The organism is Psychroserpens ponticola (assembly GCF_023556315.2).
Classification (GTDB): domain Bacteria; phylum Bacteroidota; class Bacteroidia; order Flavobacteriales; family Flavobacteriaceae; genus Psychroserpens; species Psychroserpens ponticola.
This window is the reverse complement of the sequence record NZ_CP116221.1, coordinates 3,752,435-3,766,895: the sequence shown is the minus strand read 5'-3', so window position 1 is coordinate 3,766,895 and position 14,461 is coordinate 3,752,435. Positions and strand designations below refer to the sequence as shown.

At 30.7% G+C, this 14,461-nt stretch carries 13 protein-coding genes; 12 read left to right on the top strand and 1 reads right to left on the bottom strand.

All coding sequences use genetic code 11. From position 1 onward, the window contains the following. The first annotated feature begins 7 nt into the window (after nt 1-7). The 3 genes from MUN68_RS16570 to MUN68_RS16560 all read left to right on the top strand — a co-directional run bounded on the left by MUN68_RS16570 (nt 8) and on the right by MUN68_RS16560 (nt 3,916). Nucleotides 8-1,195 (top strand): phosphoglycerate kinase, encoded by a 1,188-nt coding sequence (locus tag MUN68_RS16570; RefSeq protein ID WP_249992854.1) that lies wholly within the window; start codon nt 8-10, stop codon nt 1,193-1,195. Between the two features lie 135 nt (nt 1,196-1,330). Next, nucleotides 1,331-2,923 carry a LysM peptidoglycan-binding domain-containing protein gene (locus MUN68_RS16565; RefSeq protein WP_249992857.1) on the top strand — a complete coding sequence of 531 codons (1,593 nt, stop codon included), beginning with the start codon at nt 1,331-1,333 and terminating at the stop codon, nt 2,921-2,923. A 15-nt stretch (nt 2,924-2,938) separates the two neighbouring features. After that, a complete protein-coding gene (locus MUN68_RS16560; RefSeq protein WP_249992859.1) occupies nt 2,939-3,916 on the top strand; it encodes a DUF4837 family protein in 978 nt (325 codons plus the stop codon). A 50-nt stretch (nt 3,917-3,966) separates the two neighbouring features. Here the strand turns inward: MUN68_RS16560 and MUN68_RS16555 are convergent, their stop codons facing one another. Next, the gene (locus tag MUN68_RS16555) at nt 3,967-4,155 is read right to left on the bottom strand and encodes a twin-arginine translocase TatA/TatE family subunit (protein ID WP_249992861.1); all 189 of its coding nucleotides are present in this window, start codon (nt 4,153-4,155) and stop codon (nt 3,967-3,969) included. A gap of 116 nt (nt 4,156-4,271) precedes the next feature. Here MUN68_RS16555 and MUN68_RS16550 point away from each other — a divergent pair, with 116 nt between their 5' ends. The 9 genes from MUN68_RS16550 (at nt 4,272) to MUN68_RS16510 (ending at nt 14,450) form a co-directional block, all read left to right on the top strand. Then, on the top strand, nt 4,272-5,138 hold the full coding sequence (locus MUN68_RS16550; RefSeq protein WP_249992863.1) for a M23 family metallopeptidase: 867 nt from the start codon (nt 4,272-4,274) through the stop codon (nt 5,136-5,138). Then, nucleotides 5,138-6,640: a GH3 auxin-responsive promoter family protein gene (locus tag MUN68_RS16545; RefSeq protein WP_249992866.1), complete on the top strand. Its 1,503-nt coding sequence runs from the start codon at nt 5,138-5,140 to the stop codon at nt 6,638-6,640. Before MUN68_RS16550 ends, MUN68_RS16545 begins: the two co-directional genes overlap by 1 nt. Before the next feature lie 28 nt (nt 6,641-6,668). Beyond that, nucleotides 6,669-8,363: a DUF6909 family protein gene (locus tag MUN68_RS16540; RefSeq protein ID WP_249992869.1), complete on the top strand. Its 1,695-nt coding sequence runs from the start codon at nt 6,669-6,671 to the stop codon at nt 8,361-8,363. 5 nt (nt 8,364-8,368) lie between these two features. Continuing rightward, nucleotides 8,369-9,427 (top strand): hypothetical protein, encoded by a 1,059-nt coding sequence (locus MUN68_RS16535; protein ID WP_249992871.1) that lies wholly within the window; start codon nt 8,369-8,371, stop codon nt 9,425-9,427. A 154-nt stretch (nt 9,428-9,581) separates the two neighbouring features. Further along, a complete protein-coding gene (gene rfbC, locus MUN68_RS16530) occupies nt 9,582-10,127 on the top strand; it encodes a dTDP-4-dehydrorhamnose 3,5-epimerase (RefSeq protein WP_249992873.1) in 546 nt (181 codons plus the stop codon). Next, nucleotides 10,124-10,918: a dTDP-4-dehydrorhamnose reductase gene (rfbD, locus tag MUN68_RS16525; protein WP_249992875.1), complete on the top strand. Its 795-nt coding sequence runs from the start codon at nt 10,124-10,126 to the stop codon at nt 10,916-10,918. Before rfbC ends, rfbD begins: the two co-directional genes overlap by 4 nt. Before the next feature lie 190 nt (nt 10,919-11,108). After that, complete coding sequence (locus MUN68_RS16520; RefSeq protein ID WP_249992878.1) at nt 11,109-11,972, top strand: sulfotransferase; 864 nt, start codon at nt 11,109-11,111, stop codon at nt 11,970-11,972. Next, entirely contained in the window at nt 11,972-13,282 is a 1,311-nt protein-coding gene (locus MUN68_RS16515) for a nucleotide sugar dehydrogenase (protein WP_249992880.1), read from the top strand. Before MUN68_RS16520 ends, MUN68_RS16515 begins: the two co-directional genes overlap by 1 nt. Next, on the top strand, nt 13,266-14,450 hold the full coding sequence (locus tag MUN68_RS16510) for a glycosyltransferase family 4 protein (protein WP_249992883.1): 1,185 nt from the start codon (nt 13,266-13,268) through the stop codon (nt 14,448-14,450). The genes MUN68_RS16515 and MUN68_RS16510 overlap by 17 nt, the downstream gene beginning before the upstream one ends. The last annotated feature ends 11 nt before the right edge of the window (nt 14,451-14,461 follow it).

Below are 14,461 nucleotides of genomic sequence, written 5' to 3'. Positions count from 1 at the left end.
CAGACTTATGAAAACCTTAAATGATTTTAATTTTGACAATAAAAAAGCACTAATTCGTGTAGATTTTAACGTGCCTTTAAATAACAATTTTGAAGTTACTGATGCGACTAGAATTGTGTCTGCAAAACCAACAATTATTAAAATTCTTGAAGATGGAGGAAGTTGTATTTTAATGTCTCATCTAGGTCGACCTAAAGGAGTACAAGAAGAATTTTCACTTCGTCACATTATAAATAAAGTAGAAGATATTTTGGGTGTAGAAGTTAAGTTTGTTGATGATTGTATTGGATCTAAAGCTGAAGAAGCTGCTAAAAACTTAAAGTCAGGAGAAATTTTATTATTAGAAAATCTACGTTTTCATGATGAAGAAAAGCAAGGTGATAAAGATTTTGCTGAAGGCTTATCAAAATTAGGTGATATTTATGTAAATGACGCTTTTGGTACAGCACATAGAGCACATGCGTCTACAACGATTATTGCTCAGTTTTTTCCAGAACACAAATGTTTTGGTCACTTATTAGCTCAAGAAATTCAGAGTATTGATAAAGTAATGAAAACAGGAGAAAAACCTGTTTTAGCAGTTCTTGGAGGTGCAAAAGTATCTTCAAAAATTACGATTATTGAGAATATTTTAGATAAGGTTGATCATTTAATAATTGGAGGCGGAATGACATTTACTTTTATAAAAGCACAAGGTGGTTCTGTTGGAGATTCAATTTGTGAAGATGATAAAATGGAACTTGCTTTAGAAATCATGAAGCAAGCTGAAGCTAAGAATGTACAGATTCATTTACCTGTTGATGTTATAGCGGCAAATGCATTTAGAAATGATGCCGATACTCAAGTTTTAGATGTTGCTCAAATTCCTGATGGATGGCAAGGTTTAGATGCAGGACCGAAATCAAAAGAAATTTTTCATAATGTAGTAATGCAGTGTAAAACAATTTTATGGAATGGCCCACTTGGTGTTTTTGAAATGGAACGTTTTGCTAATGGAACTATTGCTTTAGGAAATTCTATTGCTGAAGCAACCAAAAACGGAGCTTTTTCTCTTGTTGGAGGAGGTGATTCTGTTGCTGCAGTAAAACAGTTTGGATTTGAACATAAAGTAAGCTATGTAAGCACTGGAGGAGGCGCAATGCTAGAGAGTCTTGAAGGTAAAACGTTACCAGGAATCGCTGCTATTTTAGAATAGAATATATTTATTTCCTTTTTTTGTATTTCAGAAGAATCGTACAGGTCTTGTTAAATTGTCTTGTCAAACTTTCATTTTAAGTAAAAAAATACGATTTTAGCTGACCTATCGTTTTGATAGTTAAATAATTTACCAATGAACCCAAAGCTTAAAATACTAACGATTGGAATTCTATTGAGCTGTGTATTTAGTTTTGGTCAGGATAGTATTCCGAAGACAACCGAAATTATAAAGCCAATAGAACCTGCCCAAATAGAAAATATACCAATCGTTGTTGATTCTCTTATAGATGGAAATAAAGTCCTAAAAACCGAAATTAAAGCAGAGCCAGATTCAACCGGTTTTAAACGCTTAGAAGATCATAAGTTAGCAGCAAAATTAGATCAAAAATGGCTAGAAGAACTTTATAGCAATACGCTTTTTGACACCATTTATAGGAGCGTTACTGAACTAAAATACGAACCAGTTGATTATCCTGAATTACCAACGGATACATTAAAAGCAAGACTTAAAGAGTTAAATGCTCGAACACCTTTTAATATAGAATACAATACCTCACTAGAAAGTGTTATTAAATCGTATTTAAAAAACAGAAGGAACTCTATGGAGAAATTAATGTCTTTAAGTGATTATTATTTTCCGCTATTTGAAGAGTCATTAGATAATTATGATATTCCTTTAGAAGTAAAATATCTTGCCATTGTAGAATCGGCACTAAAGCCTAGAGCAAAATCTAGAGTTGGAGCAACAGGTTTGTGGCAGTTTATGTTTGGAACAGGAAAAGAATACGGACTAAATGTGAGTAGTTATGTAGATGAACGAAGTGATCCCATAAAATCTTCAGTTGCTGCAAGTAAATATTTAGCAAGACTATATAAAATATTTGGCGATTGGGATTTAGCTTTAGCAGCTTACAATTCTGGACCAGGAAATGTAAGTAAAGCCATTAGACGTTCTGGAGGTTATGAAAATTACTGGAATATTAGGGCGCATTTACCACGAGAAACAGCTGGATATTTACCAGCATTTTTAGCAACAATGTATATTTTTGAATTTGCTGAAGAACACGGGTTTAAAAAAGAACGACCCAATTTTCATTACGTAGAAACCGATACAATTCATGTGAAAAAAATGATTTCTTTAGATCAAGTTTCAGAATTACTTGAAGTTCCAATTGAAGAACTTCAGTTTTTAAACCCTTCCTATAAACTAGATATCATTCCGTATATAAAAGGCGAAGATTATACTTTACGCTTACCTCGTGAAGCCGTTGGAAAATTTGTTACTAATGAAAAAGAAATTTACGCATTTGTTGAAAAGGAACTTAGTAAACGAGAAAAACCATTACCTCAATTTTTTGATTCAAACTCGAAAGAGCGATATCGTGTTCGTTCGGGAGATTATTTAGGAAAAATAGCCAGAAAGTATGGTGTTCGTGTTAGTCAAATTAAACGATGGAATGGATTAAGAAGTAATAATCTAAAAATTGGACAACGATTAACGATTTACCCTAGAAAACCTTCAACACCTTCAAAAGCTGTAAGTACTTCAACGGTTAAGAAAACACGTAATACAGAAGGTAAATCGACCTATAAAGTAACAAAAGGAGATTCTCTTTGGAGCATCTCAGAAAAATTCCCTGGTGTTTCTGTTCAAAATATTAAAGATTGGAACGATATTAGTGGTAACAAGCTAAAAATTGGAATGACACTTATTGTGTCAAACTAATTAAAAACATATACAATGAAAAATATACTTGCATTATTGCTATTGACTATTACTTTATTTTATGGATGTAATGACAAAAATGCCAAACGCGTTGTCCCTAAATCTTCTGGAGGAAGTTTAAATGATATCACTGTTGTGGTTGATAATTTACTTTGGGAAAACAATGTAGGAGAAGTTGTAAGAGATACCTTAGCAGCATCAGTAGAGGGTTTATCTATACCTGAAGCTCAATTTAGATTAAGACAAATGCCACCTTCAGTATTTACTGGGTTTGCAACCAAAAACAGAACGGTTTTAAAAATTGAAAAAGGCAAACCAGCAGAAACGTTAATCCTTACAGATAAGTTCGCAAAACCGCAAACAGTAGTTGTTATATCAGGTAATACAAATGTCGAAATAATAGATCAAATTAATACTAATTCAGTAAAAATTGTTGATGCATTTAAGAAGGAAGAGCTTAAAGAAAAACAAAGAAGAATTAAGAAAGCATTGTTTAATGATAAAGACATTAAAGAGCGATTAGGATTATCTTTAAGGTTTCCTACTGCGTATAGAATTGCAAAAAATGAAGACGGCTTTTTCTGGTTAAGACGAGATATTGAAACAGGAACAGTAGATATTATGTTATATGAAGCACCTCTATCTTCAATTAGAAAAGGAGATAGTGCAGTAGTTGATATTGTTAGATTACGAGATTCAGTAGGTAAAATACATATTGAAGGACCACTTGATGGTTCATATATGGCAACTGAAAATAAATATACTCCATTTATTTCAAAAACGATTTTAGATAATAAACCTGCTTTTGAAACCAAAGGGCTTTGGGATGTTAAAAACGCGTTTATGTCTGGACCTTTTATAAATTATGCCATTGAAGATAAAGTAAACAACAGAATAGTTATTGTCGAAGGTTATGTATTTGCACCTTCAGTAGCAAAACGAGATTATATGTTTGAATTAGAAGCTATAATTAAATCGATTACGATTAAATAATAAAAAAGCCAACATTTTAAATGTTGGCTTTTTTATTGGTTTATAAAACGTTAATCGTTTTTATCAGTAGTTGTAGGCTTGTCTTCATCTTTACTGGCATCTTTAAATTCTTTGATGCCGCTTCCAAGACCTCTCATGAGTTCAGGGATTTTCTTTCCTCCAAACATAAGTAATACCACTACAACTATTAAAACAATTTGCCATGCTCCAAAAGCTAAAAATATGCTAGATGCGATCATAATGATTAATTTTGAATTGCAAATTTAATAATTAAACTTAAGAATAAACGTTTTATAGTAAACTTTAAGATAAGGCTAGTACTTGTCCTGTAAATTTTATTTAATTTTGTTTCACAATGGCAAAAAAAGATAAGGAAAAAAGAATATCAAGAAAGTTACTTCACAAGTATCGATTGGTTGTCTTAAATGAAGACACTTTTGAGGAGCGTTTTGCAATTAAATTAACACGATTAAATGTTTTTGTTATTGCATCAATTTCGACAATTTTATTGATTGCTGGTACCATTTTTCTTATTGCTTTTACATCTTTAAAAGAATTTATTCCAGGGTATTCTTCAACAGCGCTTAAAAAAAAGGCAACTGAACTCAATTATAAAACAGATTCTCTACAACAGGTAATTAATTTAAACGAACAATATTACGCATCTATTAAACGTGTGTTAACAGGAGATGTTAGCACAGTTGAATTTAATAGAGATTCAATAATTGACGCTGCTAATATAGATGCAGGACAATTAAATTTATTACCCACAAAAGAAGATTCACTTCTACGTGAAGTTGTAGATAAAGAAGATAAGTATAACGTTTTTGAATCAGCTTTAACTAACACTAACTTTGTATTGTTTCCTCCTGTAAACGGAACCATTTCCGAAGCTTATAATGTTAAAGAAAAGCACTACGCTGTAGATGTTGTAGTTGCTAAAGATACACCAGTAAAGGCCACTGCAGATGGAACCGTTATTTTTGCGGAATGGACAACTCAAACAGGATATGTAGCTATTATTGAACATAGCAATGATTTAATATCTGTTTATAAGCACAACGCAACTTTAACAAAGAAACAAGGTGATTTAGTAAAAACAGGAGAAGTTATTGCTTTGGCAGGAAATTCAGGTGAATTAACAACTGGACCACACTTGCATTTTGAACTTTGGAATAGAGGATATCCTGTTAATCCAACTAACTTTATTGATTTTAAGTAATGCAATCTATAAAATCTTTATTAGCAGTACCTTTTGCTAAACTAGTAAAAAAATCAGTTTTAAAATGGGTTAATAATCCAATTGAAACTCAAGAAAAAGTGTTTCAAAAACTAATTAAAGATGCCACGAATACTCAGTTTGGTATAGATCATAAATTCAAAGACATTATCTCTTATAATGATTTTAAGAATCAAGTTCCTGTAAGAGATTATGAAGCCTTAAAACCTTATGTTGATCGTATGGTTGCAGGAGAAGAAGATATTCTTTGGAAGGGAAAACCAATTTATTTTGCTAAGACGTCAGGCACAACATCTGGTGCAAAATATATTCCTATTACTAAAGAAAGCATGCCAACTCATGTTGAAGCCGCCAGAAATGCAATTCTAATGTATATTGCTGAAAAAGGAAATAGTAAATTTGTTGACGGTAAAATGATATTCTTACAAGGAAGTCCAGTTTTAAATGAACAAAATGGAATTCAGCTTGGGCGACTTTCGGGAATTGTTGCTCATTATGTGCCCAAATACCTTCAAAAAAATAGAATGCCCTCATGGGAAACTAATTGTATTGACGATTGGGAAACTAAAGTCGAAGCAATTGTTGACGAGACTTTGCCAGAAGACATGACAATCATTTCAGGAATACCTTCTTGGGTGCAAATGTATTTTGAAAAAATTCAAGAAAAAACAGGGCAAAAGATTGGTGATGTTTTTAAAAATTTCAATCTATTTATTTTTGGAGGTGTAAATTACGAGCCCTATCGAGCAAAGTTTGAAAGCCTTATAGGACGAAAAGTTGATAGTATAGAATTATATCCAGCAAGCGAAGGTTTTTTTGCATATCAAGATAAGCAAGGCGAAAAAGGCATGTTACTTCAATTAAATTCAGGCATATTCTATGAGTTTATTAAAGCAGATGAGTTTTTTGATGAAAACCCTGAGCGTTTAACAATTAAAGATGTTGAGGTTGATGTAAATTATGTAATTATTATTTCAACTAATGCAGGTCTTTGGGCTTATAATATTGGAGATACAGTTCAGTTTACAAGTGTAAAACCATATCGCGTGATAGTGTCTGGTAGAATAAAGCACTTTATCTCTGCATTTGGTGAACATGTTATTGGAAAAGAAGTTGAGCAAGCACTACAAGAAGCTGTTTTAGGTTCAAATGTTCAAGTTTCAGAATTTACCGTAGCACCTCAAATTAGCCCTGAATCAGGTTTACCTTATCACGAATGGTTTATTGAATTTGAAAATTTACCAGACAATATTTCCGCATTAGCGCAAGAAATAGATCAATTATTACAACAGCAAAACAGTTACTATTTTGATTTAATTAAAGGAAAAGTGCTTCAACCATTAAAAATTAAAATCATTCAAAAAAACGGATTTCAAGATTATATGAAGTCTATCGGAAAATTAGGAGGACAAAATAAGCTTCCAAGGCTTTCAAATGATCGAAAAATTGCAGATACTTTATACGCATTAAAATTGACTAAATAATGTTATATTTGCTAGCTAAACAGTGTATATGAGTAATAAAAAACTTCACGCAAGAACAAGAGCTCAAGAGAGCTCAAGTGCCATTGAAAGAATGTACATTACAATGAGACATTTGTTCAATCGAGGCTTTTATAAGCCTATGGGAGTTTCAGGTGAAACTTTACGTGAGGCCTTATTACTTTTAAGACCAGAAATTTACGGATCAATTTCAGAAGAAAAAGCCGAACTAGAAGGGCTATTATACGTTATTGATAGACTTCCTGAAGGAATTGAAGAGTGTCGTTTTATTAACCTTACAAGTGATGAAGGTTATGGAAATTCTCATTTTAAAGCAATTATTCCACCTAAAAGAAGACGGAATTGTTATCGAATAGATGATGAGCAGATGAATATTGAGATCACGAGAGGTCGCTCAGAAATTTATGACATACTAACACATATTACATTCTTGTTTGTTGAATCTCATAAAATTAGCAAACGTGTTTTAATAGATGAAAATGGATCGACAACTCGCGACTGGATTAAGCTGGAAAAAGCAGTGCTTTCAAAAGATAAGCTAAGTCAAAAAGAACGAGAGATTGCAATTACGCATACTGCAAATATATTAGGCAGAACATTTAATGAACTTACAGAAGCTCATAAACAATTTACATCAAACACAAAACCAGATCGTTTATTGCACATCATATATTGGTTAGGAAAACTAGCGATAGATGAAGTTATGAATAACGATAAACGGACTGTTACTTTTAGTCCTGTTTTAAGAGAACGTTTAGGGCATCATATTCATGGAGAAATTTGGTCAGATCGTATTAAAGAAGTTTTACATAAAAATGATCTTTTAAAACGACCAATACACGTTATAAGTGCCAATATGCATAGTGTGATGAACTCTCTTTTTGCTTCAAATGCATTAAAGAATTCAAAGACTAAAAAAAGTATTTTTGAAGTTTACGAAGCCTTAAGTCAAAAAGATAATCAAGCCTTACGCAATAAAGTAAATAAAGAAGCGTTGCAGAATGGAATGATTTACATTGAAGACACTTCAGGAACTAACATTGATGTTCAGATTTTTGATACTGATAAAATCGATTTTTCTAAAACAGATATTGAGATTGGAAAAGGGTTTAAGAATACTGAAAAACCAGTCATTTTTGTAATGGATTATGCGTTTGGAGAACAAGCTTATGAGACCATTGATGAGTTATTAAAGCCTATAAAAGCTGATGGAGAAAAAGTACACCTCAATGTTGAATCTGTTTCTATAATGGGTAAGGCTGGTATTTTAGAAGGAGGTAAAGGTGATATTATGATTCCTTCAGCTCATATTTTTGAAGGAACAGCTGATAATTATCCTTTTAAAAATGAATTATGCAAATCAGACCTAGAAGGTCAAGGTGTAGATGTTTACGAAGGTTCAATGATTACTGTTTTAGGAACATCACTTCAAAATAAAGAGATATTAAAGTTCTTTTATAATTCTACTTGGAATGTTATTGGACTTGAGATGGAAGGTGCACATTACCAAAAAGCAATTCAAGCCGCTTCAAAAGTAAGAGGTAGTATCAATCCAAATGTAAAAGTAAGATACGCTTATTATGCTAGTGATAATCCATTAGAAACAGGAAGTACATTAGCATCAGGTGGTTTAGGAACTTCAGGTGTAAAACCTACATATTTAATAACAAGAAAAATATTACAACAAATATTCAATAATAATTAATAATTATGAGTAAAGATTTACAGAACCAAAATAACAATAATGAAGAAGTAGATTTGTTAGTTCTATTTAACTATTTAGGAGATAAAATAAATAATCTTGTTACCTTAGTTAAAAAGCTTGTTATTGGTCTTTTTTCAATATTTATATATGCTTCAAGAGCAGTTTTTAATAATATAAAGTTGATTGCTTTAGTAATGGTTTTAGCTGGAGTATTGGGATATGTTTTACAAAAAGCAAACCCAAAAGTTTATGAGTCAAGCATGTTGGTTAGAACATATTTTGATGCTAAATATCAATTAGCCACTAATATTAATTATTACAATGCATTATTAGGAGACCAAGATTATGATGAAATGGCATCTATTTTTGAAATTGATCAAAAAGCAGTTTCAGAAATACTACGTTTTGAAATGTCTGTTGGTCCTGAAACAGAAAATGACCGAATAATTGAATATGACGCATTTCTTAAGTCTATTGATAGCACAAGAGCAAGTGAAATTATATTTGAAGACTTCGTAGAAAACAGAGATATTTATACTGGTAATCTATTTGAAATTCGTGTAGAATCTCATAAAAAAAATATCTTTAAGAGATTAGAAACAGGTATTAATAACTCATTTGAAAACCGATATTCTACCAAAAAAATGGAAAAACGAGACTCTATGATTGTTATTAAAAGGAAGAGTCTGCAAGATGCCATTAATCAAATTGACTCACTTAAAAGAGTGTACATAAAAGTTATGCAGAATGAATCAGTATCTCCAAAGGCAAATATTAGTTTAGGAGAAGGGTTTCCATTAATGCAAGAAAAGTCTCAAACAAAAGAATTTCAATTATTAGATAAGGAAATAAAATTAAAAGCCGAATTAAGAGTTTTAGATGAACAAAAACTTGAAGAAAATGTATTTTTTGATGTTATATCTAGCTTTCAGGTTGTTGGTAACGAAGTTAAGCATTGGCAGGATCGCTATGCATTGATATTCCCTGTACTTGCTTTTATCTTATTATGTTTGGGGTATTTGATCAAAAAATTTGCTATTTATGTGAAAAATTATTCTGCATAAATCTATTTTAGCAACAAAAACTTTTGGTTTTATTAAATCAATTTTTATTCTTTTTAAATCTAATATTGTTAAAGTAATAAAAATGTAACTTATAAAGTTGCCGAACCTTATTAAAGGTTGGCTGTTTTTAAATTCCTGTAACAACTTAAATAAAATGATAGTTGAACAAACCCAATTAGAAGGCTGTTTTATAATTTCACCAAAAGTTTTCCTTGATGATAGAGGCTATTTTTTTGAAAGTTTCAATAGAGAAACCTTTAAACACCATACAGGTGTTTCTGTTGATTTTGTACAAGATAATCAATCAAAATCCTCTAAAGGAGTATTAAGAGGTTTACATTTTCAAACAGGAGATTTTCAGCAAGCTAAACTTGTTACAGTCATTAGTGGAAGTGTATTAGATGTGTCTGTAGACATAAGACCAAACTCACCAACTTTTGGGAAACATTTTTCTATAGTTTTAAATGAAACTAACAAAAAACAATTATTTATTCCTCGAGGATTTGCCCATGGCTTTTTGGTTTTAGAAGACGACACTATTTTTTCTTATAAATGTGATAATTATTATAACAAAAGTGCAGAACGAGGAATTATTTATAACGATCATACTCTAAATATTGATTGGCATTTTAAAACCGAAAACTTAATACTTTCTGAAAAAGATACCAATTTGCCAACTTTCGAAAGCTTGTTTGCATGAAAATAAAAGCCTTAATTACAGGAGCAGAAGGTCAACTTGCTAAAACTATTTATGAAATCTACTCGCAAAACTCTGATGAAATAGAGTTTACATTTGCTAATAAAGAGGACTTAGATATTACAAATAAGAATCAAGTAGCATTATATTTTAATTCGCATCATTTTGATTATTGTATAAATTGTGCAGCATATACAAATGTTGAACAATCTGAAAAAACTCCTAAAATAGCTTATGAAACCAATTCTGAAGCAGTAAAAACCATCGCTGAGTATTGTAAAAACCAAAACATTATACTCATTCATATTTCTACTGATTATGTGTTTGATGGTCAGAAAAATTCACCTTATACAATTAGTGACTTGCCAAAACCGATAAATGTATATGGGAAATCTAAATTGATTGGTGAAGAATACATTCAAAATATTATGACCGATTTTTTTATAGTTAGAACATCTTGGTTATATAGCAAAAATTATGGCTACAATTTTTATAAAACCATATTAAGAAAAGCTAAGACTAATGAAATCATAAAAGTTGTTGACAATCAAGTAAGTTGTCCAACAGACTGTAAAGACCTTTCTAATTATATTTACAGAATTATTAAAAGCAAATCGAAAACATTTGGACTTCTTCATTTTAGTGGAAAAAATCAAATGTCTTGGTATGGTTTTGCTAAACAGATCTTGAAAGAAAATAAACTGTTAAACGACACAAATATCATTGTAGATAATAGTTATGTCACACTAGCAAAACGACCAAAATATTCAGCGCTACAAATCACCAAGTTGTGAGCAATTAAATGAGAAGAATTTACAGAAAAATAATTTTAAAAGTCATAGATAATTAACCTATATTTTTTATAAATTATATTTTAAATCTTAATTACAAATGTGTTACTGTAAAACTAATAATTATACTACATTTATAAATCAGTTAAATTAAACCAAGAGTTCAACATATAAAAGATTAGCCCTAAAATTTATGAGTGAAAAGACGTTGATTTATATCATTGGAGCCGGAAGAAGCGGAACCACTTTGCTTGACATAATTTTAGGAAATAATACCAATTCAATTAGTTTAGGTGAGATTAATAGATTCTTTAAAAGAAAAGGAAATCCACCAAAAAGGGATCTAAATTCGCAAGTTCATTTGTTTTGGGAAGCCATAAATAAAGAGGTAACAAAAAAACATAATGAATACAAGTATTCGTATGTGTCAAAAGTTTTTAAAAAAAACGAATACCATTCCCATGCCTTTAAAGTCATTTTTAATAAAAATGATAAAGAATACAGTGAAATATTAACAACACTGTACAATTCACTGTATTTAAAAACAAGTGAAAATATTTTAATTGAATCATCAAAATACCCATTACGAGCTTTAAATATCTCAAGAATTTTATCTAGAGATCAGTATCAAATTAAATACATTTATTTAAAGAAAGATCCGGTAAAAGTTGTTCAGTCTTTTCAAAAAAAACATATTGAACAGCCATCTAAAGGGTTTTTTGCGGCCAATGTTTATTATTTATTTGTTAATTTATTGTGTAGGTATATTGTAAAGCTATTAAAAGTCAATGGCCACAATGTCAGCATTGTAAATTATAAAGATATAATTGAGAACAGTCAACAGACGATAAACAGCATCAGTAAAGACCTAAATTTAGATTTATCTGATTTAAAAACGAAATTAGACACAGACAAACCATTAAACACAGGCTTTTTATTTGATGGAAACAGAATAAGATTAAAAGAAACATTATCTTTGCAGACTTCAAGTAAAATTGATGCAAAAAACTTAAAGTATTATTTTACAAGGATGTTTAATTATATAGTTTACAATTAATGAAAATAAGCATATTTGGATTAGGTTATGTAGGCGTTGTGTGTTGTGCATGCTTCTCTAAGGACAAACATAAAGTCATTGGAGTGGATGTCGATAAAATCAAAGTAGATCTAGTAAATCAAGGCAAATCGACAATAATAGAACAGGGTTTAGAAGAACAAATAAATGAATCGGTTGAAAATAAGTTGTTAACTGCAACTAAAAATTATAAAGAAGCCGTTTTAAATTCAGATATTTCTTTTGTTTGTGTAGGTACGCCCAGCTTGTCTAACGGCTCAATAAATTTGGGTTACATATATGAAGTGGTTAAGCAAATTGCTGAAGTCATAAAAGATAAAGATACCTTTCACACGATAGTTATTAGAAGCACTGTAAAAGTAGGAACACTTAAAGCTTGCCAAGAAATAATAGAAGATATTTCAGGAAAAACGCATGATGTAGATTTTGGTGTTGTCTCAAACCCTGAGTTTTTAAGAGAAGGGACTGCGATGTTTGATTTTGTCAATCCACCTTATACAGTGGTTGGAACTAATAGTAAAATAAGTGAAGCAGTAATGTCAGATCTTTATAGTTCAATTGATGCTCCAATTCATTACATCAAACCAGAAGAAGCAGAAATGATTAAATATGCAAATAATAATTTTCACGCAATGAAAATTACTTTTGCTAACGAAATAGGTAATATTTGTAAAGAAAATAATGTTGATGGACATGTTGTGATGGACATTGTTTCTAAAGACACAAAACTTAATTTATCACCTTACTATTTAAAACCTGGTTTCGCTTTTGGAGGATCTTGTCTCCCAAAAGACGTCAGAGGATTAACACAAATCGCAAAGAATTTAGACTTAAAAACACCTTTACTATCAAGTCTTTTAAAAAGTAATTTTTATCAAATTGAAAGAGGTCTTGATTTAATTTATAATACAGGAAAGAAGAAAGTAGGATTTCTTGGATTTGCATTTAAATCAGGAACTGATGATTTAAGAGAAAGCCCAATTGTAGATGTTATCGAGACTTTAATCGGCAAAGGATATGATTTAAAAGTATACGACAGTAATGTACATCTCTCTTCATTATTAGGGAAAAATAAAGACTATATTAATAGCCACATACCACATATATATAAATTACTAAAGCAAGATGTCCAAGAAGTAATAGACAATTCAGATGTAATTGTAATTGGAAACGGAGCAAAAGAATTTGCTAAAATAGTTCCAACTATTTCTAAAGAAAAAATTGTTATTGACTTTGTTAGAGTCGATAAAGAAAAAACTTCAAAAGACAATTATATTGGAATTTGCTGGTAAACACATATTAATCGTTATTGAAAATCTACCAGCTCCTTTTGATAGAAGAGTTTGGCAAGAAGCAACAACCTTAAAGGAAAATGGAGCTAAGGTTTCTATTATTTGTCCTAAAATGAAAGGCTACGAAAAGAGCTATGAACTTATAGATGATATTGAAATTTATAGACATCCATTAAGAGAGGGTAAAGGTGCTTTAGGATATTTAATAGAATATAGTCAAGCCATCTTTTGGGAATTCGTTTTAAGCTGGAAAATCTTTTTTAAAAAACGTTTTCATGTGATTCATGGCTGTAATCCACCAGATTTGATATTCATTACCTCCTTGTTTTTTAAACCTTTTGGTGTCAAGTATATATTTGATCACCATGACATAAATCCAGAACTTTACATATCTAAATTTGAAAAGAAAGGGTTTTTCTATAAGTTGATGGTACTCTTTGAAAAACTAACGTTTAAAACTGCTAAATATTCAATAGCTACCAATGAGTCTTATAAAAAAATTGCTGTAGAACGAGGTAATATGAAGCCTGAAAATGTTCAAGTGGTTAGAAGTGGACCAAAGTTAGATCGATTAAGAATTTTAGAGCCAAAAAACGAACTTAAGAAAGGAAAGAAATACCTAATTGGGTACATTGGAGTTATTGGAGAACAGGAAGGATTAGACCTTTTGTTAGAGTCTGCTAATTATATTTTATCTAAAAGAGATGATGTTCATTTTGGTATTGTTGGAGGAGGCACTCACTTAGAAGAGATAAAGAAAATGGCAATAGATATGAATCTTTCTGAAGCATTTGATTTTTATGGAAGAGTAGATGACCAAACCATGCTTGATGTTTTAAATACTGCAGATATTTGTGTAAATCCTGATAAGCCAACAGCAATGAATGACTTGTCTACAATGAACAAAATAATGGAGTACATGGCATTAAAAAAGCCCATTGTTCAATACACTTTAAAAGAAGGTAAGTTCTCTGCCCAAAAATCATCACTTTATGCAAATAATACCGATCCTATTGATTTTGCTGAAAAAGTTATGTTGTTATTAGATAATGAATCTCAAAGAAATGAAATGGGAGAATATGGTTATAATAGGGTTATTAATGAACTTTCATGGGATTTTGAGAGTGAAAAATTAGTTTCAATATACAATAAGGTGTTTAATAATTAAAAGTTTGGAAA